This is a genomic window from Actinoallomurus sp. NBC_01490, from assembly GCF_036227085.1.
GTDB classification, from domain to species: Bacteria; Actinomycetota; Actinomycetes; order Streptosporangiales; family Streptosporangiaceae; genus Actinoallomurus; species Actinoallomurus oryzae.
On record NZ_CP109433.1, the window covers coordinates 239,778 to 260,190 of the forward strand.

At 71.3% G+C, this 20,413-nt stretch carries 23 protein-coding genes; 10 read left to right on the top strand and 13 right to left on the bottom strand.

What is annotated here, in order from left to right; genetic code table 11:
* Positions 1–35 precede the first annotated feature (35 nt).
* Positions 36–896: an RNA polymerase sigma-70 factor gene (locus tag OG417_RS01130; protein WP_329248374.1), complete on the top strand. Its 861-nt coding sequence runs from the start codon at positions 36–38 to the stop codon at positions 894–896.
* Here the strand turns inward: OG417_RS01130 and OG417_RS01135 are convergent.
* Complete coding sequence (locus tag OG417_RS01135; RefSeq protein WP_329248377.1) at positions 877–1,437, bottom strand: TetR/AcrR family transcriptional regulator; 561 nt, start codon at positions 1,435–1,437, stop codon at positions 877–879. The genes OG417_RS01130 and OG417_RS01135 overlap by 20 nt on opposite strands.
* A gap of 90 nt (positions 1,438–1,527) precedes the next feature.
* On the opposite strand from OG417_RS01135, the gene OG417_RS01140 reads away from it, so the two are divergent.
* On the top strand, positions 1,528–1,971 hold the full coding sequence (locus OG417_RS01140; protein ID WP_329248380.1) for a nuclear transport factor 2 family protein: 444 nt from the start codon (positions 1,528–1,530) through the stop codon (positions 1,969–1,971).
* Between the two features lie 40 nt (positions 1,972–2,011).
* Entirely contained in the window at positions 2,012–2,596 is a 585-nt protein-coding gene (locus tag OG417_RS01145) for a hypothetical protein (protein WP_329248382.1), read from the top strand.
* Positions 2,597–2,650: 54 nt separating this feature from the next.
* Here OG417_RS01145 and OG417_RS01150 read toward each other — a convergent pair whose 3' ends face one another.
* From OG417_RS01150 to OG417_RS01165, 4 genes are all read right to left on the bottom strand, one after another.
* Complete coding sequence (locus OG417_RS01150) at positions 2,651–4,810, bottom strand: MMPL family transporter (protein WP_329248385.1); 2,160 nt, start codon at positions 4,808–4,810, stop codon at positions 2,651–2,653.
* A 154-nt stretch (positions 4,811–4,964) separates the two neighbouring features.
* The gene (locus OG417_RS01155) at positions 4,965–6,089 is read right to left on the bottom strand and encodes a winged helix DNA-binding domain-containing protein (protein WP_329248389.1); all 1,125 of its coding nucleotides are present in this window, start codon (positions 6,087–6,089) and stop codon (positions 4,965–4,967) included.
* A 17-nt stretch (positions 6,090–6,106) separates the two neighbouring features.
* The gene (locus tag OG417_RS01160) at positions 6,107–6,406 is read right to left on the bottom strand and encodes a hypothetical protein (protein WP_329248392.1); all 300 of its coding nucleotides are present in this window, start codon (positions 6,404–6,406) and stop codon (positions 6,107–6,109) included.
* On the bottom strand, positions 6,403–6,693 hold the full coding sequence (locus OG417_RS01165) for a maleylpyruvate isomerase N-terminal domain-containing protein (protein ID WP_329248395.1): 291 nt from the start codon (positions 6,691–6,693) through the stop codon (positions 6,403–6,405). The genes OG417_RS01160 and OG417_RS01165 overlap by 4 nt, the downstream gene beginning before the upstream one ends.
* A 17-nt stretch (positions 6,694–6,710) precedes the next feature.
* Here OG417_RS01165 and OG417_RS01170 point away from each other — a divergent pair, with 17 nt between their 5' ends.
* Entirely contained in the window at positions 6,711–7,259 is a 549-nt protein-coding gene (locus OG417_RS01170) for a TetR/AcrR family transcriptional regulator (RefSeq protein ID WP_329248399.1), read from the top strand.
* A gap of 57 nt (positions 7,260–7,316) precedes the next feature.
* On the opposite strand, the gene OG417_RS01175 is transcribed toward OG417_RS01170, so the two are convergent.
* Positions 7,317–8,150, bottom strand: coding sequence for a PIG-L family deacetylase (locus OG417_RS01175; protein ID WP_329248401.1), 834 nt, complete (start codon positions 8,148–8,150; stop codon positions 7,317–7,319).
* Positions 8,151–8,233: 83 nt separating this feature from the next.
* Here OG417_RS01175 and OG417_RS01180 point away from each other — a divergent pair, with 83 nt between their 5' ends.
* Positions 8,234–8,983, top strand: coding sequence for a maleylpyruvate isomerase family mycothiol-dependent enzyme (locus OG417_RS01180; protein ID WP_329248404.1), 750 nt, complete (start codon positions 8,234–8,236; stop codon positions 8,981–8,983).
* A 24-nt stretch (positions 8,984–9,007) separates the two neighbouring features.
* Here OG417_RS01180 and OG417_RS01185 read toward each other — a convergent pair whose 3' ends face one another.
* On the bottom strand, positions 9,008–9,232 hold the full coding sequence (locus OG417_RS01185) for a hypothetical protein (protein WP_329248407.1): 225 nt from the start codon (positions 9,230–9,232) through the stop codon (positions 9,008–9,010).
* A gap of 194 nt (positions 9,233–9,426) precedes the next feature.
* Between OG417_RS01185 and OG417_RS01190 the strand changes: the two genes are divergently transcribed.
* A complete protein-coding gene (locus OG417_RS01190) occupies positions 9,427–10,392 on the top strand; it encodes a D-alanyl-D-alanine carboxypeptidase family protein (protein WP_329248409.1) in 966 nt (321 codons plus the stop codon).
* A gap of 12 nt (positions 10,393–10,404) precedes the next feature.
* Positions 10,405–12,162: a S9 family peptidase gene (locus OG417_RS01195; RefSeq protein WP_329248413.1), complete on the top strand. Its 1,758-nt coding sequence runs from the start codon at positions 10,405–10,407 to the stop codon at positions 12,160–12,162.
* A gap of 74 nt (positions 12,163–12,236) precedes the next feature.
* On the opposite strand, the gene OG417_RS01200 is transcribed toward OG417_RS01195, so the two are convergent.
* Positions 12,237–13,160 carry an NmrA/HSCARG family protein gene (locus OG417_RS01200; protein ID WP_329248415.1) on the bottom strand — a complete coding sequence of 308 codons (924 nt, stop codon included), beginning with the start codon at positions 13,158–13,160 and terminating at the stop codon, positions 12,237–12,239.
* Positions 13,161–13,258: 98 nt separating this feature from the next.
* Between OG417_RS01200 and OG417_RS01205 the strand changes: the two genes are divergently transcribed.
* On the top strand, positions 13,259–13,825 hold the full coding sequence (locus OG417_RS01205) for a TetR/AcrR family transcriptional regulator (protein WP_329248420.1): 567 nt from the start codon (positions 13,259–13,261) through the stop codon (positions 13,823–13,825).
* 111 nt (positions 13,826–13,936) lie between these two features.
* On the opposite strand, the gene OG417_RS01210 is transcribed toward OG417_RS01205, so the two are convergent.
* Positions 13,937–14,509, bottom strand: a complete 573-nt coding sequence (locus OG417_RS01210; protein ID WP_329248424.1) for a TetR family transcriptional regulator — start codon at positions 14,507–14,509, stop codon at positions 13,937–13,939.
* A 94-nt stretch (positions 14,510–14,603) separates the two neighbouring features.
* On the opposite strand from OG417_RS01210, the gene OG417_RS01215 reads away from it, so the two are divergent.
* On the top strand, positions 14,604–15,479 hold the full coding sequence (locus tag OG417_RS01215) for an oxidoreductase (protein WP_329248427.1): 876 nt from the start codon (positions 14,604–14,606) through the stop codon (positions 15,477–15,479).
* Here OG417_RS01215 and OG417_RS01220 read toward each other — a convergent pair.
* Together OG417_RS01220 and OG417_RS01225 are read right to left on the bottom strand one after the other, a co-directional pair.
* Entirely contained in the window at positions 15,473–16,210 is a 738-nt protein-coding gene (locus OG417_RS01220; RefSeq protein ID WP_329248430.1) for an SAM-dependent methyltransferase, read from the bottom strand. The genes OG417_RS01215 and OG417_RS01220 overlap by 7 nt on opposite strands.
* A 149-nt stretch (positions 16,211–16,359) precedes the next feature.
* A complete protein-coding gene (locus OG417_RS01225) occupies positions 16,360–17,022 on the bottom strand; it encodes a TetR/AcrR family transcriptional regulator (protein WP_329248432.1) in 663 nt (220 codons plus the stop codon).
* Between the two features lie 160 nt (positions 17,023–17,182).
* Here OG417_RS01225 and OG417_RS01230 point away from each other — a divergent pair, with 160 nt between their 5' ends.
* Entirely contained in the window at positions 17,183–17,677 is a 495-nt protein-coding gene (locus tag OG417_RS01230) for a hypothetical protein (protein WP_329248434.1), read from the top strand.
* A 278-nt stretch (positions 17,678–17,955) separates the two neighbouring features.
* Here OG417_RS01230 and OG417_RS01235 read toward each other — a convergent pair whose 3' ends face one another.
* Positions 17,956–19,029: an aspartate-semialdehyde dehydrogenase gene (locus OG417_RS01235; RefSeq protein ID WP_329248437.1), complete on the bottom strand. Its 1,074-nt coding sequence runs from the start codon at positions 19,027–19,029 to the stop codon at positions 17,956–17,958.
* A complete protein-coding gene (locus OG417_RS01240) occupies positions 19,026–20,294 on the bottom strand; it encodes an aspartate kinase (RefSeq protein ID WP_329248440.1) in 1,269 nt (422 codons plus the stop codon). The genes OG417_RS01235 and OG417_RS01240 overlap by 4 nt, the downstream gene beginning before the upstream one ends.
* Positions 20,295–20,413 lie beyond the last annotated feature (119 nt).

Consider the following 20,413-nt stretch of genomic DNA (forward strand, 5'->3'; position numbering starts at 1 on the left):
GACCACCGATCCCGCAGGGGCGGATGGGAGCCGAGATGGACACTGACGCCGTCGAGATCTTCGAGGAGCATCGGCGGCTGTTGCTGGGCCTTGGCTACCGGCTGCTGGGCAGCATGTGGGACGCCGAAGACGTGGTGCAGGAGGCGTTCCTGCGCTGGACGAACGCCGACCGGTCGCGGATCCGCGAACCGCGTGCGTTCCTGGTGACGATCGTCACCCGCCTCGCGCTCGACCAGCTGCGGTCGGCGCGTGCGACACGGCAGGCCTACACCGGGCCGTGGCTGCCCGAACCGGTCGACGGGCAGGCGTTCGGGCCGCTGGAGACCGCCGAGCTGCGCGACACGCTCTCGTACGCGACGCTGCACATGATGGAGCGGCTGTCGCCGCCCGAGCGGGCGGTGTTCGTGCTCCGTGAGGCGTTCGAGCTGCCCTACGAGCAGATCGCCGAGATCCTCGACAGTCCCGTCGCGACCTGCCGACAGTGGCACCACCGAGCGGACCAGCACCTGACCAGGGGTTCCGGGCGCTTCACCCCCGCGCCGGAGGACCACGCCGAACTGCTCACCCGGTTCCTGACCGCCGCGCGGAACGGCGACATGGCCGCCCTGACCGACCTGCTCGCCGAGGACGCGGTCGCCTACAACGACGGCGGCGGCAAGGTCCGCGCCGCCCTGCGCCCGATCGCCGGGCGGGACAACGTCGTGGCGTTCGTGGCCGGGCTGATGTCCCGTTATCCGCTACAGGAGGCCCGCCTGACCCAGGCCAACGGCGAACCGGCGATCTGGACCGTGATCGGCGGGCAGCGGCAACTGGTCACCTTCGACGTCCGGGACGGACGCATCCACGCCGTATACGGCGTCCTCAACCCCGACAAGCTCACGCGCGCAGGCCGGTGAAGACGATGGTGAGGGTGCGTTCGCGCAGGTCGGAGTCCCAGCCGCCCTGAAGCGCGCCCTGGCAGGTGGCCGCCAGGAGGGCCATCACCTCATCGATCCGCACGTTCGCGCGGACGGCGCCCGCCTGCTGCGCGCGGGCCAGCAGCGCGGCGACCTGCTGCCGCAGCGGTCGTACGGCATCGGCCATGCTCAGGCCGACGCCGGTCGCGGACAGCAGCTCGACCACGGTCTTCTTCTCGGCGGCCTGCGCGACCAGGTCGGTGAAGAACGCGAACAGCGCGGTGGCGGGATCGCCGTCGGCGGCGAGCGCGGTCGCCTGCTCGGTGAGCCGCGCCAGCACGTCCTTCATGATCGCCTCAAGCAGTTCGCGCTTGGTCGGGAAGTGCCGGAAGACGGTGCCGATCGCCACGCCCGCGCGTTCGGCCACCTCCTCGGTCGAGGCGGAGGGCCCCTTCTCGGCGAAGACGGCCTCGGCCACGGCAAGGATCCGCGCCCGGTTGCGCCGCGCGTCGGCGCGCAGCGGCCGGGAGTCGTCAGGCACGCGCGTACCTCCGGAGGGTTGACAACATGAGTCCTGACTCATGATAGTAAAAAACATGAGTCGCAACTCATCTTAATCGGAGGGACAGCCATGTCCGAGAACGCAGGCCCGCGCGAGATCTTCGAGCAGATGCAACGGCACTGGCTCGAACCGGCCGGCCGGTTCGGCGACCTGCTCGCCGACGACGCGATCGTCGAAACGCCGTTCGCACCGCCCGGCAGCCCCACACGCGTCGAGGGACGCGAGGAGTGGCTCCGCCGCACCGAACCCGAGCGGGCGAACTTCCCGGTGCGGTTCGAGGAGGTACGGAACGTCGTCGTCCACGAGACGGCCGACCCGGAGGTGATCGTCGTGGAGTACGAGCTGGCCGGGGTGATCCCCGCCACCGGCTACCGGGGCTCCGAGTCGTTCATCGGCGTCCTGCGCGTCCGAGAGGGGAAGGTCGTGCACTGGCGTGAGTACCAGAACACCCTGGCCATCGCCGCCGTGCTGGGGCGGCTGCCCGACCTGGCCGCCGCCTATGGCGGGAGCTGACCGGTTTCCCTCGCGTGGCGCGATGGCCCACCATCGTCGTATGAGCGGCACGGAGCAGGCGCGCGGCCGGCATCTCGACCAGGGACGCCCGCTGGCCGCCTATGCGGACCTCGTTCTCGTCGTGTGCCCACGGTGTGGCTCCCGGGCGGCGGTCGTGCCCCGTCCGGGCCTGCCCGAGCTGCGCTACTACGCCGAGCTTCGCTTCCGCCCACGCCGGTTGACCTGCGGCGACTGCGCCCTGACCCACGAATGGGCGGCCGAGCGCCGGGGCAACGCCCTCATCGGCATTCGGCTCGGCGGGCCGGACGATCCGTTCTTCGGCCTGCCGCTCTGGCTCCAGACCCCCTGCCGCGGCAAGGTGCTGTGGGCCTACAACGAACGCCACCTCGACGCCGTCGAGGCCTACGTGACGGCGACGCTCCGCGAACGCGGGAGCGGCCCGGCGATGAGCATGGTCGCCTGCCTGCCGGCCTGGATCAAGGCCGCGGGCAACCGGGACGACGTCCTGCGGGCCATCGAACGCCTCCGCGGCCAGCACGCCGACCCGCACCGACGGCCCTCCGCCGCCTACGGCCACGAAACACCGCGTCGCACGGCCGACCTGTACATCCGGCCGCCGTACTGACCGCACGGCGAAGGCCCGCCCACCGGGGGACGGGCCTGTTGCCGAGAATTCGCGTCACACCGATACCGGCTCGGGCGGCAGGGACGGGGCCGGCTCCTCGCCGTGCGACAGGTTCGGCAGCCAGCCGAGCCAGCGCGGCAGGTACCAGTTCCGCTCGCCCAGCAGCCTCATCGCCGAGGGCAGCAGCACCGCGCGCACCACGGTCGCGTCCAGCAGGACCGCGACCGCCAGGCCCACGCCCATCTGCTTGAAGTCCTGCATCGACAGCGTCCCGAACACCGCGAAGACCGCGACCATGATGGTCGCCGCGCTCGTCACGGCACCGGCCGTCGACCGGATGCCCTCCGCGACCGCCCGCGAGGTCGGCACGCCGCGGTCGTACGCCTCACGGACCCGCGACACCACGAACACGTGGTAGTCCATCGACAGCCCGAACAGCACCACGAAGACGAACAGCGGCAGCCAGGCCTCGATCGCGCCGACGCCCTGGGTGCCGACCAGGCTCGCACCCCAGCCGTGCTGGAAGACCGCCACCATCACGCCGTACGCCGCGCCGACCGACAACAGGTTGAGCACGATCGCCGTCGCGGCGATCGGCAGAGAGCGGAACGAGACCAGCATCAGCAGGAACGTCACGCCGAGCACGAACACGAAGACCGGGACGATGCTGCCGCGCAACTGGTCGTTCCAGTCGTCGGAGAAGGCGAGCGAGCCGGCCACGTGCGCCTCGGCGACCCGGCCGAACGCCCCGGGAACCATGGCGCGCAGGGTCTTCAGCGCGTGCTGGGAGGTGGCGTCCGACCCGCTCCCGGCCAGCGGCACGTCGACGATCGCCACGTCCGGCCCGGCGTACACCCGGGTGCGCACCGACTGCCCGAACTCGGGATCGCCGCGCACGGCCGACTCGAAGGACGCGATCGCCGACTTCACCGCGGGCGCCTCGATGTCCTTGGCCTTGAGCACCACGGTCGCCGGGTCCGGACCGCCCGGGAACGCGGCCGTGATGTGGTCGTAGGTCTGGATCAGCGGCGTGTCGCGCGGCACCTGCTGGTCGATGCCGAGCTTCTCGGTGTGCATGCCGAGCGCGGGCGCCGCCAGGACCAGCAGCACGCCGGCGGCCAGCGTCGCGGAGATGCCCGGACGGCGCAGCACCGGACGGAGCACGGCGTCCCAGAACCGCCCGGTCGAACGCCGGCGCCGCAGGAACGGAATCCGCCCGAACTCCACCTTGTCCCCCAGCAGCGACAGGAGAGCGGGCAGCACCGTGACCGACCCGAGGACGGCGATGAGCACGACCAGGATCGTCGCCACCGCGAAGCCGTCGAACAGCAGCATCCCGGAGAAGAACATGCCGGCCATGGCCACCATCACGGTCAGCCCGGACACCAGCACGGAACGGCCGGAGGTCGCCGCCGCGATCCGCAGCGCGGTCTCCGGGTCGCGGCCCGCCGCGCGCTCCTCACGCTCGCGGCGCAGGTAGAACAGGCAGTAGTCGACGCCGACCGCCAGACCCATCAGCAGCATGACCGAGCTGGCCGAACCGTCCATGTGCAGGCCGTGGCTGACCACCGCGAGCAGGCCGTTGGCGGCCAGGAACGCCGTGACCGCGATGACGACGGGGACCACCGCGGCGAGCAGGGCCGCGAAGGCGACGAGCAGGATGCCCAGCGCCAGCGGCACGGCGGTCAGCTCCGCGCGGGAGAAGTCCTTGCCGAGCGTCTGGTCGAACCAGTGGTCGCCGCTGGCGTCGCCGAACTGCTCGATCCGCACCTCCGGGTGCCGTGCCCGCACCGCGGCCACGGCCTTCTGCACCGGGACGACCCGGTCGCCGGCGGTCTTCGGATCGCCGGTCATGTCGAACTGCACCAGGGCGTCATGACGGTCCCGTGAGACCAGCGGCTCGCGCGGCGCCGTCGTCCGCCCGCTGGACCGTACGGCCCGCATCACGTCCGGCAGCGCGGCACGGAACCCGTCGGCGGTCGCGCTGTGCACCAGCACCATCTCCGACGCCGGCTTGGTGATGCCCGCGTCGTCGATGATCCTCTCGGCGCGACCCGAATCGCCGACGCCGTCCTCACCGTCGGTCAGCGACTGCTGCCCCACCATCCCGCCGATGAGAACCGCGGCCACCACGAACAGCAGCCACCCGCAGATCGCGGTCTTACGATGGCGGGCGCTCCAGCCGCCGAGCCGGGCGGCCACATTCGATTTCATCAGCGTCTCCTCGCTTGGTGAACACGCTGATGACGCTAGGAATCGCGGCCTCGCGATCCCATCCCGGCGGCCCCCGGATCACTTCGGGGGCAGGCACCGCCCAACAGTGGTGCCAGCACCACTGACTCAGCGGGCTCCGGCGAACCGGCCGGGATCATTGCTCGGCGAGGACGAATCGGATGTCGTGGTCGGCGGTCTCGCCCGCGGCGAAGGTGAGAAGGCGGGAACCCTCGGCGGCCAACGCGTCGCGGGTCGTGGCGTCCAGCGGCTCGTACGGCGTGAGGTGCAGGGCGGCGGCCTTCGAGGTGCGCTCGATCCGCCAGGTGCCGGCGACGAATCCGTCGACCAGGAACGTGCCGGGGAAGACCCCGTTGGGCACGCCGAGCGTACGCTTCCGCGCCTCCTCCGACATGATCCGACGGCGGTCGGCGTGGGACAGCAGGATGTTGTCGAACTCGGCGACGAACCGCACCGGAGCCTCGGTTTCCGGCCCGGGTCTCGGCGCGTCGGGCAGGTCGAACAGCTCCTTGCCCTGGTCGTCGCGGAACACCGCCAACCGGGACCGCAGCCGGTCCAGGACGGGTTTCAGCCGCGTGACGCCCATCCAGGTCTGCACGTCCTTCACCGTGGCCGGGCCGAACGCCGCCAGGTAGCGCAGCACGACGTCCTCGATCGACGGCTCGGAGTGCAGCGGCCGCCCCAGCCACGCCTCGGCCGAGGTGACCCGCGTCTGCCCGCCCACGCCCCAGATGCCCCGTGGCGGCACCTGCACCAGGGGTACTCCCGCCCGGACCGCCTGGGCCAGGGCGGCGGGGGCCCACTCGGTCCAGCGCGGGTCCTCGGCGAGGCGAGCGCCCAGTTCGCTCATCGTGTGCGGCCGGGCCTCCACCAGGGCTCGCCCCGCCGTGAAGAGCGCCGGCAGTTCGAGCCCGTCCAGGGACCCGCGGAAGTTGGACCGCAACGCCCGGTCGAGGATCGGCTGGGTGAGAGGACGGAGCGTCAGGCAGTCCGCGGCGCTCACCAGGTGCACGGTGCCGCGCATGAGGCCGATCCGTACCACCCGGCGATCGGTGAGCAGGTGGACCAGTTCGTCCTGGTGAAAACCTGCCAGCCGCGACCAGAGCCCGTAGTACGGCGGCCATGGGGCCTGCGCCTGCAGGCCCACCAGCCGCTCGATCATCTCCAGCGCGGACGCGGCCGACCGCTCCAGCAGCGACTGCCGCGCCAGGAGGGCCCGGTTGAGCTCTCGGACGCCCAGCACTTCGCTCGCGACGTTCATCCGCGCATTGTGCCGTGTCACCGGGTCCAGTCGGGACGGCGGCCGAGGTAGCGCAGCAGCCCGGCGACGGCGTCGTCCCCCGGCCGCGGGTCGAGGGCCGGCGCGTAGGCGAAGCCGCGAAGCGGTTCGGCGAGCGTGGTAGCGACGGGCGTCAACAGGGCGGCGAGGTCCGCGCTCAGCGGTGAGGGCAGGCCGACGGCGACCGCGATGTCCCAGGCGTGCACCGCGGCGTCGAGCGCGGCGGCGCCGACGACGGTCTCGGCCGGCAGCGGGCCCTGCGGGAGGGGTGACGGAACGGCCTGCGCACCGGGGCTCACCGTCGCGAATGCGCGCGTCGAGCCGTCCAGTGCGGTGGCGAGCAGTGCCTGCGGGGCGTCGGGAGCCTCCTCGGCGGGCTCGAAGGGGTTCTCGCTCGGGCCACCGCTCCCGGTGTGATCGCAGCGGCGTAGGCGAGTTGGTCGCCGCAGGCGTGCCGCAGCACCTGGGCGACGTTCCACTGCTCGCACGGCGTGGGCAGCTTCCAGTCGGCGTCGGCGACCTCGGCCACGGCCGTCCGCAGTGCGCTGTGGGCCTGGTTCAGCACGTCCCAGGAGATTGCGGTCATGGTCTTCCCCTTCAGTTATGCGGGAGCCCGGCGCACCGATCTCCGCGGTCGCCGAGCGGGCCGGCGTGGGCGTGGGCGCGCTGTACCGCCGCTACGCGGGCAAGGAGGAGTTGCTACGGACCCTGTGCGCGGACGGGCTGCACCGGTTCATCGCCCTCGCCGAGGCCGCCGTGGCCGAAGACGGGGATCCATGGGAGGCGTTCGCCGGCTTCGTACGGGGTGTCACCGACTCCGACGTGCACTCCCTGACGGTACGGCTGGCCGGCACGTTCACCCCCACGGCCGAGCTGCACGAGTTGGCCGCGCACGCGACCGCGCTGGCCGACCGGGTGTTCCGCCGGGCGAAGGCCGCCGGGGCGCTGCGACCCGACCTGCACGCCAACGACATACCGATGATCTTCGAGCAGATCGCCGCGATCCGTCTCGGCGATGCCGAGCGCACCGCCACGCTGCGTCGTTACCTGGCGCTGTTGCTGGACGCCCTGCGCGCCCATCCGGGCGCCACCCGGCTGCCCGGCCCGCCGCCGAGCTCCGAGGAGTTCGGCGGACGGTGGCGACCCGCGTAGGTCGAGGTTGCGCCGGCCCCGCCCGGAAGGACGGGGCTCGCCACGCGGGATCGTCGGTCAGCGGATCCCGGCGAACAGGTCGTCCTCGTCGTCGGGCACGGGGACGTCGCTCTTGACGCGGACGAACGCCTCGAAGCCGAGCACCTGGGGCAGGAGGTCGTCCGGCAGCCGCAAGAAGAAGATGTTGTCGGCCTGGCTCGCGTGCGCCGCGAGCGCCTTGCGCTTGCGATCGACGTACCGCCGCACGTCGATGTACGTGGTGACCTTCTCGTCCGGCGTGCCGAAGTCATCGGGCAGTTCTTCGAAGTCGAAGTCGAAGTCCACACCCGCCTCGCGCAGCATCGGGCCCATCGCGCGGAACCGCGACCGGGGCATGGCCGTGTGGTAGACCTTGTGCGGGATGCCGCGTCTGTCCCGCTGCGTCTCCGCCGCGACCCTCGCGATGCGGTGCGCCTGGATGTGGTCGGGGTGACCGTACCCGCCGTTCTCGTCGTAGGTGACCAGCACCTGGGGGCGGTACTTGTCCATCAGGGCGGTGAGCTTGGCCGCGGACCGTGCCAGGGGAACGTTGGCGAAGACGTCGTCGCGGGTGTTGGCGTCCCAGCCCGCCATGCCGGAGTCACGGTAGCCGAGCAGTTCCACGTGCTCGATGCCCAGGTGCGCGACCGAGTCGCGCAGCTCGGCGAGCCGCCGCTCGCGTACCGCCTCCTCGTCGTGACCCGGCTCGCCGGGCTTGACGCCGTCCGGACCGTCGCCCTGCTCGCCGTTCGTACAGGTCACCAGGACGGTGCGGACGCCCTCTTCGGCGTACCGCGCGAAGACGCCACCCGTGCTCAGCACCTCATCGTCGGGATGGGCGTGCACCGCCATGAGCGTGAGTTCAGATTCCATGCGTTCAAGAATGCCGTGACGCGGTCGGCCCGCACAGCCACCGTTCTGTCCTCCGGCGGATGGGCGGCTCTATGCTCCGGCGGATGAGCGACCACGAACGCCACATCTCCGCCGCCGAGCCCGAGATCGCGCGGCTCGTCGAGGTCGTCGGTCAGACCGACCTCGCGACGCCGGTCCCCACCTGTCCCGGCTGGACCGTCGCCGACCTCATCCGGCACTACGGCACGGTCCAGCGCTGGATCACCCACATCGTGCGCACGCTGCCGGAGGAGCGCGTCTCCGTTCGCGACCTCGACCTCGGCCTGCCCGACGACGTCGGCGACTATCCGCGCTGGCTCGCGGCCGGCGTACGGCCGCTGGTGACGACGCTGCGCGCGACACCGGGCGAGACGCCGGCCTGGACGTTCGGGCCCGACCAACACGTGCGCTTCTGGTCGCGCCGGGTGCTGCACGAGACCGTCGTCCACCGCGCCGACGCCGAGCTCGCCCTCGGCCGCGAACCCGTCATCGACCGCGAGCTCGCCGCGGACGGCATCGAGGAGTTCCTCACCTCCTACCCTCACCATCCACGGATCACCGGCCGGATCGCGGAGTTCGGCCGGTTCGGGGAGACGCTGCACCTGCACGCCACCGACGGCGACGGGGAGTGGATGATCACGCTGAGCCCGGACGGCACGCGCTGGGAACGCGGCCACGGCAAGGGCACGGCCGCCGTACGCGGGGCAACGAGCGACCTGCTCCTCCTGCTGTACGGGCGGTACGGACCGGAGCGCTGCACGGTCTTCGGCGACGAAGACCTGCTGTCCGGCTGGCTGGCCGCCGCCGCGCCCTGACCGGCCGACGGGCCCCGGGGGCTCTCAGCGCGACCGGCGCCGCCGGCGCTTCCAGATCGCCGCGCACTCGGCGCAGGTATCCGGTGGCGGGGAGGCCGACGACTCGCCGCGTACGGTCATGATGGCGCCGCAGTAGGCCACGACGGTCGACCCCACCGGCCGGGCGGGCGGTGGGTAGCCGTGCGTGACCTCGTCGGCGCCGCCTGCGGCAGGCCGGGGAACTGACTCGGTCGAGGACTGCGACGCCACCCCTCAAAGGTAAGCCACCCGGCCCCGGACCGGTCCAGAACCCGGTACGGCCACCCGCGAGGGCAGGAGGCGCTGACTTCGCGGCCAGGTGGCCGGCGACGGCCGCGACCGATACCGTCCCCGCGCGCCTGGTTGCCGATGAAATAGCCGTGCTGTCAGCATGCACGGATATTCCCCCCACCTCTGGAGCCCCCATGCGCCTCAGCGCCCGTTTGATCGTCGCCGTGGCCGTCGCGGGACTGCTCGGCGCGGTCCCGGTCACCGCCGGAGCCGCGAGCCCAGCGCGGATCGGACTCGCGGCCCGCACGACGCCCGCGGGCCCGGTGACCCCGGCGGCCGCCTCCGGTCCATCCGGCGTCGCCGCGAAGGGCGCCTACCTCTACGACATGGACACGGCCAAGAAGCTGTGGGGCGTCGCGACGACCACGAAGCGGCCGATCGGCAGCATCACGAAGATGATGACCGCGGTCATCGCGCTCCGCGCGGGCGGCCTCGACAGGACCGTCACGATCAAGAAGTCCTACGTCGACCACGTCAGGAACAACGACGCGAGCAGCGCCGGTCTCAAGGCCGGCGACAAGGTGACCGTACGGCAGCTGCTGAACGCCATGCTGCTGCCGTCCGGCTGCGACGCCGCGTACGCCCTCGCCGACATCTACGGGCCCGGCCAGACCGACTTCGTCGCGAAGATGAACAAGGAGGCCGCCGCGCTGAAGATGACCTCGACGCACTATCTCAACGCCGACGGGCTGCCGACCTCGACGCACAAAGAGGGCTACTCCACCCCGCACGACCTGATCCTGCTGGCCCGCTACGCCATGACCAGCACGAACTTCAGGACCATCGTGGCCCGCCAGTCGTACTCGCTCGGCAAGACCAGCGGGCACGCGGCCTACAAGTGGGCCAACACCAACCTGCTGCTCGGCTCCTACAGCGGCGCGATCGGCATCAAGACCGGGCACACCAACGCGGCCGGGTACTCCCTGGTCTTCGCCGCCCAGCGCAGCGGCCGTACGCTCCTCGGCCTGGTGCTGAACAGCACCGCCACGGACTCGAACCGCCGGTTCAAGGACGCCGCGGCCATGCTCGACTGGGGCTTCGGCGCCAAGACGACCATGCTCCGTCTGCGGTCCCTGCCTCCGGGTCAGGCCACGGACTGAGATGCTTGGTCCATGGTCGATGACGAACGCTGGAAGGCACGGTTCCGCGCGGCACGCGTGAGCCTGCCGAGCTGGGCCCATGACGCACCGCACCGCAGCGTCTACCGCTCCAACGCCACGGGCACCTGGGAGATCTACTCCTGGGACCGCGAGACCGACGTCAAACGCCAGGTGACCGACCGGCCGAACGGCACCTGGATGGGCGGTGTCGACCCGACCGGTGAGTGGATCTGGTGGTTCGCCGACACCGACGGCGACGAGTTCGGGGTGTGGCGGCGCGAGCCGTTCGGCGGCGGCGAGGACGCCGCGCCCAAGCTGGAGCCGGCGTACCCGGCCGGGCTGGCGGTGGGCTCCAGCGGGCTGGCGGTGATCGGCCGGACCACCGAGAGCGGCTCGACCATCCACTGGTGCGCCCCGGGCGAGGAGCCGCGCGTCCTGTACGCGCACGACGAGGACGCGTACATCATCGACCTGTCCGAGGACGAGTCGCTCGCCGCGATCAACCACAGCGAGCACGGCGACAGCCGCCACATGGCGCTGCGCGTCGTACGGCCGGACGGCTCCACCGTCGCCGACCTGTGGGACGGGCCGGGCAAGGGCCTGGGCGCGGTCGCGTTCTCCCCGGTCGCGGGCGACCAGCGGCTGCTCGTCGAGCACGAACGCCGCGGCCGGTCCGAGCCGCTGATCTGGGACCCGGTGAACGGCACGGTCGAGGAGATCGCGCTGGACCTGTCCGGCGAGGTCGGCGCCGACTGGTACCCGGACGCGTCGGCGCTGCTGGTCTCCCGCTCCCACCACGCGCGCGACGAGCTGTACCGCTACGACCTGTCCACGGGGACCCTGCGGCAGATCGACACGCCGCGCGGCGTGATCGGCTCGGCCACCGCGCGCCCGGACGGCACGGTGGAGTTCTCCTGGTCCTCCTCGGCGTCCCCGCCGGTGATCCGCTCGACGTCCGGCGCGGTCGTGCTGACCCCGCCCGGCGAGCCCGCGCCGCCGTCGGTGACGGTCGAGGACGCCTGGGTCACCGGTCCGGGCGGCGAGATCCACGCCCTGGTCTCCAAGCCCGCGGGCCCCGGCCCGTTCCCGACCGTGTTCGACGTCCACGGCGGCCCGGCGGCCTACGACGACGACTCCTTCTCCCCGGACGCCGCGGCGTGGGTGGACCACGGCTTCGCCGTCGTCCGGGTCAACTACCGCGGCTCCAGTGGCTACGGCAGCGAATGGCGCGACGCGATCGAGGGCCGCCCGGGGCTGGTGGAGCTGGAGGACATCAAGGCGGTGCGCGACTGGGCGGTCGCCACGCATCTCGCCGACCCGGCACGGCTGGTGCTGACCGGCGGCTCCTGGGGCGGCTTCATCACGCTGCTGGGCATCGGCGTGCAGCCGGACGACTGGTCGGTCGCGATCGGCATCGTGCCGGTGGCGGACTACGTCGCGGCGTACGAGGACGAGATGGAGGCGCTGCAGGCGTTCGACCGGTCGCTGTTCGGGGGGTCGCCGGCCGAGGTGCCGGAGCGGTACGCCGCCTCGTCGCCGATCACGTACGCCGACCGGGTCACCACGCCGGTGCTGGTCATGGCGGGCGAGAACGACCCGCGCTGCCCGATCCGGCAGATCGACAACTACCTGGCGCGGCTTAAGGAGCTGGGCAAGGAGCACGAGGTCTACCGGTACGACGCGGGCCACGGCTCGCTCGTGGTCGAGGAGCGGATCCGCCAGATGGCCGCGACCATCGACTTCGCCCGCAAGCACCTCGATCTGATCTAGGCGCCGGGCGGCCGGCATGGTCCGGCCTCGGAGACCGTCCGGCGTCCGGGCGGTCTCCGCACGGGTGCGACCGGTCAGGCGGTGGCCCGCATGTGCGTCCGCGCCCATTCCTCGAAGCCGGTGAGCGGGATGCCGAGGGCCCTCGCGTACTCCGGGCGAGCCGGCTGGCCGGACACGTTCATGTACGCGTGCGAGACGCCCATCGCCGGCATTCCGGCGGCGAAAGCCTCCTCCTCGGTCATGTCCGGGGCGGACAGCCGTGTGCCCAGGACGCGCGAGAGGACCTCGGCGATCTCCGCCATCGACAGGTAGTCGCTCGCCAGTTCCAGCTCGACCCGGTCGAACCGCTCCGGCGCGGCGATGGCCGCGGCGGCCGCCCGGCCGATGTCCTCCGTGGCCACCAGTGACAGCCGGGTCTCGGGCTTCAGGAGGCTGACCAGGCCGCCCTCGATGCCACGCGGGAACAGGAACGCCATGGACGGCAGGAAGTTCTCCATGAAGAAGGCCGGCTTGAGGAGCGTCCAGTGCGGGAAGCCGGCCTCGCGGAGCCGGTCCTGAATCGCGGTCTTCGCGCGCAAGGGGGGTTCCAGCGCGGACCACCGGCCTTCGGCCCAGCCGGGGATCTCCGTCTGCCGTCCGGCGCCGCTGACGGACGTGTGCACGAACTGCGGCACTCCGGCGGCCTTCGCGCCCTCGATGAGGTTGACGCCCTGGGCGATCTCTCCGTCGAAGTCGACGGCGTCCCCGGTCATGGCGGGCATCTGCACGGAGAAGACGGCGCGGACGCCTTTGGCGGCCCGGATCACGGAGTCGCGGTCATGCAGATCGCCGGTGACCAGTTCGGCGCCGAGCGCCTCGACGGCCTTGGCCGCGTCCGTGCCGGGGTCGCGCACCAGGGCGCGTACGGGAACACCCGCCGCGCGCAGCGCGCGGGCGGTGGCCCCACCCTGCCGGCCGGTGGCGCCGGTGACCAGGACGGGCGTGGAGTCGGTGGACATGAGTGCTCCTCGGGTGCTTCGCGAATAAGTGGCGGGCCCCGCCGTTTACTCGCGATACGATACGGCGGGGTCCGCCACTTAACAACCGTGGAGATGACATGCCCGACCGTCAGCGCGCGGACGCGCGGCGCAACTACGCACGCATCCTCGCCGTGGCCGAGGACGAGATCGCCGCCCACGGCGCCGACGCCTCCCTGGAGCAGATCGCCCGCGTCGCGGGGGTCGGCTCGGCGACCGTGCGCCGGCACTTCCCCACGCGGCAGGCGCTGCTGACGGCGGTGTCACGGAAACGGATCGAGGCGTTGCGGGCCCGCGCCCAGGACCTCACCGGCGGAGACGACAGCCGGAGCGCGCTGCTGGAGTGGCTGGGCGACGTCGTCGCCTACTGCGCCTCCGCGCGGGGGCTGGCGGCGGCGCTGGCCTACGACGGGCCCGAGCCCGACCCGGTGCAGGGGAACTCCTGCGCGGCGGCGCTGGAAGAGGCGGGGGATCCCCTCCTGCACCGTGCGATGCGGGACGGCGCGGTGGCCGGATCCGTCACCATGACCGACCTGCTCACGCTGATCGTCGGCATCGTCCTCGCGACGGAGCGCCACCCGGACCCGGCCGCCTCGGCGGACCGGCTGTTCCGGCTGACGGTGGCGGGACTGAGCCCGCAGCGCTGAACGTCGGCACGCCGCGGACCTGAGTGCGGGAGGCGACCGGCGGAGGCGGCCACGAGGCAAGAGGCCGTCACGCCGCGTTCGGTGACGTGAGGCACCCGCCGGCGCCCGAATCTACCCCTGCTTCTCCTGCCCGGTGATGCCGGCGACCATCCGTACGACCGCGTCGCGGACCTCGTCGTCGGGCAGGTCGGCGGAGGGGTTCGCGGTGCTCCCGAAGGGGAAGTCCGGGGACCACGCGGTGGCGAGCGCGAGCACGGCCATCAAGAGGAGGACCGGCGAGATGTCGTCGCGAACGGCACCCGCCTTCTGCCGCTCGCGCAGGAGCGCGACCTTGCGGTCGTGTTCGCGCTCGCGCGTCGGCGGCAGGGCGGTGGTGCGTTCGAGCGTCGCCCACGCCAGCAGCCGGTAGACGCCGGGGTTGGACCGGGCGCGGTCGAACACCCGGCCCGCCAGTCCCGGCAGGTCGTCGGGGTCGAACGGGACACCGTCGTAGGCGTCGAAGAGGTGGCGCTGGAGCACCGCGCCGAACAACGTCTCCTTGTTCTCGAAGTAGACATAGATCAGGTTCTTGTTGCACCGGGCCTTCTTCGCGATCCGGTCGACCCGTGCTCCCGCGACGCCGTACTCGGAGAACTCCGCGAACGCCGCGTCCAGGATGCGGTCCTTGGTCTCGGCTGCGCTCACAAGGTCAAGAGTAGTGCCAATTGACTAAATGGTTAGTTCTGCCCATAGTGGATTAGGTAACCGGTTAGTTAACCGATGCGGAGAGAAGGCCAACGTGACCACAGCTCCAGGCGGGACGCTCACGCTCGCCGAGAACCTCACCATCTCGCGCCTGGGATACGGCGCCATGCAACTCGCCGGGCCCGGGGTGTTCGGGCCACCGCGCGACCGCGACGAGGCCGTCGCGGTGCTGCGGGAGGCCGTGGACCTCGGCGTCACGCACATCGACACCGCCGACTTCTACGGCCCGACCATCACCAACGAGCTGATCCGGGAGGCCCTGCACCCGTACCCGTCCGGCCTGCACATCGCGACGAAGGTCGGGGCGCGGCGCGGGGACGACGGCTCCTGGATCCACTCACTGGACCCCGAGGACCTCGTCGCCCAGGTGCACGACAACCTCGACCACCTGCGGCTCGACGTCCTCGACGTCGTGTACCTGCGGCTGGAGACGCGCACCGCGCACGGAGGCATGACGGACGACTCGATCGCCGAGCAGTTCGGCGCGCTCGCCGAGCTGCGCGCCGAGGGGCTCATCCGCCATCTGGCGCTCAGCTGCGCCTCCGACGCACAGCTCACCGAGGCGCAGGGCATCGCGCCGGTGGTGGCGGTCCAGAATCTCTACAACCTCGCCGAACGCGACGACGACGCCATGGTCGAGCGCACCGCGCGCGAGAACATCGCCTACGTCGCGATCTTCCCGCTCGGCGGGTTCTCACCGCTGCAGTCCGACACGCTGAACAAGGTGGCCGCCGACCTCGGCTTCTCCACGCAGCAGGTCGCCCTGGCGTGGCTGCTCCAGCGGTCGCCGACGATGACTCTCATCCCCGGCACCTCCTCCCGAACCCACCTTCGCGAGAACGTGGGCGCCGCCGAGATCACCCTCCCCGCCGACGCGCTCCGCGAGCTGGACGCGATCGCCGCTCACTGAGCGGCGAGGCGCAGGACGAGGCAGACGAAGCCGAAGGTGCCGCGGTACGCGCGCAGCCATTCGTCGCGGTGCGTGGTCGCCACCGCGAGCGCCTCGGCGGCGTCGGGGTCGTCCGGGTGGTCGAGGGCCCAGGAGGAGAGCGAGCCGGTCCAGGACCACTCGTAGGCGTCCAGCTCCTGACGTGTGCTGATGTGCCCGTACACGGGGACCCAGCCGTCGCCGGTGACCCGGTCCACGGTGGCCGGCAGGTCCTCCAGCCCACCGAAGATCTCGACGGCGGCGGGGCCGGGCGGTTGCTCCCAGAAGCCGTCGCCGACGATGACCCGGCCGCCGGGCGCCAGGTGCCGCCGCGCCGCCGCGAGCGTGGGGAGCAGGCCGCCGAACGCGTGAGTCGCCCCCACGCTGAGCACGACGTCGAACGGCTCGGCCGGCGCGTACGCCGTGGCGTCGGCGTGGTGGAGGACCAGCCGGTCCCGTACGCCGAGGGCCGTGGCGGCCTCTCCCGCCTGCGCGAGCGCCGGAGCGGAGAGGTCGACGCCCTCGGCCCGTACGCGGGGATGGTCGGCGAGGGCGCTCAGCAGCCACGCGGCACCGCCGCAGCCGAGGTCGAGGAGCCGCTCGTCGCCACGCCGGATCGCCTTCGCGATCAGCTCCCGTACGGACGCGGGATCCAGCGGAGCGGCGATGGGGTGGTCGGCGTGGGCGAGCGCGGAGATCGTCTGGCGGTCCATCCGGGTCACCCTCGCAGCACCGTACGGTCCGCCGCACCTGGTTTTCCGCGCCGTCCCGACACCGCGGGTGCCTCGTCGGCGTCGTCCGGTGTCTTGGTTCCCCTCTGGGGAAGCCGGTCAACCGAACGGGCCGCGACTGGACGGTCTTTTTACCGGCGCAGGTCGCGGTAGGTGGACAGGGCCTCGCGGACGACGCCGCGCATGCCGGGCAGGCGGGCCATGCCGACCAGCCGGTCGATCAGCGGCACGGTGCGTTCGACCAGGCGATAGGTGTTCTCCGCGTCCGGGCTGCTGTCGTAGACCCAGTAGAGGACCACGCCCATGGAGTAGAGCCACAGCAGCTCGGGGAGTTCGGCCCGGATCTCGGCGTCCGTCTTCAGCGTCGAGCCCTCCACGACCTCGCGGTAGAGCGTGATGGACGCCTCGCGGACCGGGCCGGACTCGGTGCTGAACGGGCTCAGCGGGCTCGAGGGCTCGGCCGCGTACTTGAAGAACTTGCCGGCGAACTCCTTGTACGGCTGGAGCGTGTCGATGCGGGCGCGCAACACGCCGAGCAGCCGGGCCCGGAACTCGCGCTCCCCGGCCAGGACGTCGCGGGACGCCTCGGTGTGGTCCTCCTGGGAGTGCTCGAAGTAGAGCTGGATCAGCTCTTCCTTGGAGGCGAAGTAGTAGTACGCGTTTCCCACTGAAACGCCGGCCTCGGTGGCGATGGCCCGCATCGTCGTGGCCTCGTAACCGCGCTCGCGAAAAAGCCGCAAAGCGGTCTTGGCGATCAGATCCCGGGTCTGCTCGGACTTGGTCGGTACGGCCACAGGCGACACTGTACGTCTCTTCACGCACCGAGTCGGCGCAGGCCAACAACGAGCCAGGGTTCCGACCTCGTTTCGCAAAACGGCGCGTCTCCTGCCACGCGATCGCGTGACACGTGGCAGATGCTGCCGCTGGGCGCATGCGACGGCACAGGGAGGTTGGATGTCGACACGGCTGACCGTGATGACCGGCTGCGCCACGGCGTTCTTCGCCTTAACGGCCGGTACGGCCCAAGCATGGACGCACGACCGGAAAACACCGTCGGAACCCCTGCACCAGCAGGAGGCCGGCTCTCTGCTTCGTGCGGCGGGACTTCACTGGGTCTCCTCCGGGCACTGCACGCGCCGGAGGAACCCGCACTGCACCTCGTTCGAGGGGCTACGACCGTCCACACTCGACGGCGTGCTCCGGCTGAAGGAGGCGAGCCGCTGCGGCCTGGTGATCTCAGGCGGCACCGAGAGGGGCCACGCGCACGGCCACTACAGCCACGGCGCGGGCTACAAGCTCGACATTCTGCCCAGCCGCTGCCTCAACCGCTTCGTCCGCCACCACTACCACCGCATTCACCGGCGCGGCGACGGCGCGGCGCAGTTCCGGACGGCCGGCCGGAGCCTGTTCGCTCGTGAGCCGTCACACTGGGACGTCACGTTCATGTGATACCTCCGGGAAGACGCCGCCTTCAGGTGGGGCAGCAATCACGCCTCTTGCGGAGGAGGGCGAAAGGAGGCCTACCCGCTGTCGGCGCCGACAGCGGGTCGGCCTCCTCGCCGTTGTTCGGGTCGGCACTCGACGGTGAAGCAGAAAACTCAACCCGCGAGGGTCGAATCCCCACTGCTCAGCTGGGGGAAGAAGTCAAGTGATCAATGTTTCTCGTGAAACACGGAGGCCCGGGCGGCGCCCGGGCCTCCATCCCACAGCTACTCGGCTGGCGAAAGTCAGCCGGTGAACTCGGCCGCGACCAGTTCGGCGATCTCCGCGGCGTTCAGGGCCGCGCCCTTGCGCAGGTTGTCGCCGCACACGAACAGGTCGAGGGTGTTCGGGAAGTCGATCGCCTGCCGGATCCGCCCGACGTACGTCGGGTCGGTGCCGACGACGTCCGCCGGGGTCGGGTACACGGAGTTCGCCGGGTCGTCCATGACCACCACGGTCGGGGCGGCCTCGAGGATCGCCCGCGCGCCCGCGACGTCGACCGGACGCTCGAACGTCGCGTGCACGGCCAGTGAGTGCGTCGTGATCACCGGCACCCGTACGCAGGTGGAGGAGACCTTCAGGCCGGGGATGCCGAGGATCTTGCGGGACTCGTTGCGGAGCTTGAGCTCCTCCGACGCCCAGCCGTCGTCCTTGAGCGAGCCCGCCCACGGCACGACGTTGAGGGCCATCGGCGCCGGGAACGGCGACTCGGCGTCGCCGAGCTTGTCCTCGATCGCCTTGCGCACGTCACCGGCGGTCTGGCCGAGCGTACGGTCGCCGGCGACGGCCTCGATCTCGGCGTACAGCCGCTCGGTGCCGGCCACGCCCGCACCGGAGACCGCCTGGTACGAGGCGACGACGAGGGCGCTCAGGCCGTACTCGGCGTGCAGCGCGCCCATCGCGGCCATCATCGACAGCGTCGTGCAGTTGGGCGTGGAGATGATGCCACGCGGCCGCTCGCGTACGGCCTCGGGGTTGACCTCGGGCACGACGAGCGGGACGTCCGGCTCCATCCGGAACGCGCCTGACTTGTCCACGACGACCGCACCGCGCTCGGCCGCGATCGGCACCCAGGTCTTGGAGACCTCGTCGGGCACGTCGAACATCGCGATGTCGACGCCGTCGAAGACCTCCGGGGTCAGCTCCTGGACGACGAGCTCCTCGCCGCGTACGGGCAGGCGGCGGCCGGCCGAGCGGGCGGAGGCGACGAGACGGATCTCGCCGTAGACGTCCTCGCGGGACGAGACGATCTCGCGCATGACGGTGCCGACGGCGCCGGTGGCGCCGACGAGGGCGAGAGTGGGCTTGCGCTCGGTCATCGGCCGGTCCCTCCGTAGACGACGGCCTCGACCTGGTCGGAGTCGAGGTCGAAGGCGCGGTGCGCGGCGGTGACGGCGGCGTCGACGTCGTCCTGGTCGACCACCACCGAGATCCGGATCTCGGAGGTGGAGATCATCTCGATGTTGACGCCGGTGTCGGCGATGGAGCCGAAGAACTTGGCGGTCACGCCGGGGTGGGAACGCATGCCGGCGCCGATCAGCGAGACCTTGCCGATCTGGTCGTCGTACCGCAGCGAGTCGAACCCGATGCGTTCCTTGATCTTGTTGAGGGCGGCCATCGCCGTCTGCCCGTCCGTGCGCGGGAGGGTGAAGGAGATGTCCGTACGGCTCGTCGCGGCGGCCGAGATGTTCTGCACGATCATGTCGATGTTGATCTCGGCGTCGGCGAGCGTCTGGAAGATCGTGGCCGCCTCGCCCACCTTGTCGGGCACGCCGACGACCGTGATCTTGGCTTCGCTCCGGTCGTGGGCGACGCCGGAGATGATCGCTTGTTCCATCGCGTTTCCCTCGATGCTGGACTTGACCCAGGTGCCGGTCTTGTTGCTGAACGACGACCGCACGTGGATGGGCATGGCGTAGCGCCGGGCGTACTCCACACAGCGCAGGTGCAGGATCTTGGCGCCACAGGCCGCCATCTCCATCATCTCCTCGTAAGAGATATCGGGGATGCGCCGGGCGGCCGGAACGATGCGGGGGTCGGCGGTGAAGATGCCGTCCACGTCGGTGTAGATCTCACAGACGTCGGCGCCGAGCGCGGCGGCGAGCGCGACCGCCGTGGTGTCCGAACCGCCGCGGCCGAGCGTCGTGACGTCCTTGGAGTTCTGGGACACTCCCTGGAAGCCGGCCACGATCGCGATCAGTCCGTCGTCGAGGGCCCCGCGGATGCGGCCGGGCGTGACGTCGATGATCCGGGCCTTGCCGTGGCTGCCATCGGTGATGACGCCGGCCTGGGAGCCGGTGAACGACCGCGCCTCGTGACCGAGGTTGGCGATGGCCATCGCGAGCAACGCCATCGAGATGCGCTCTCCCGAGGTGAGCAGCATGTCGAGTTCACGTGCCGGCGGCAGGGGGCTGACCTGGTTGGCCAGATCGATCAGCTCGTCCGTCGTGTCCCCCATCGCGGACACCACGACGGCGACGTCATGTCCGTCGCGTTTGGTGTTGGCGATGCGCTGGGCGACGCGCTTGATGCTTTCCGCGTCCGCGACGGAGGAGCCACCGTACTTCTGCACGACTAGAGCCACGCGTGTGCACTCCTCGGTTCAGGCGTAGTTTGACGCGCCGAGTCTACCGAGGTCAGGGGCCTGCACCGCGAAACGATATCCCGCTATGCGAGATTTGCGTCTTTCTCGGCGAGCCGCGG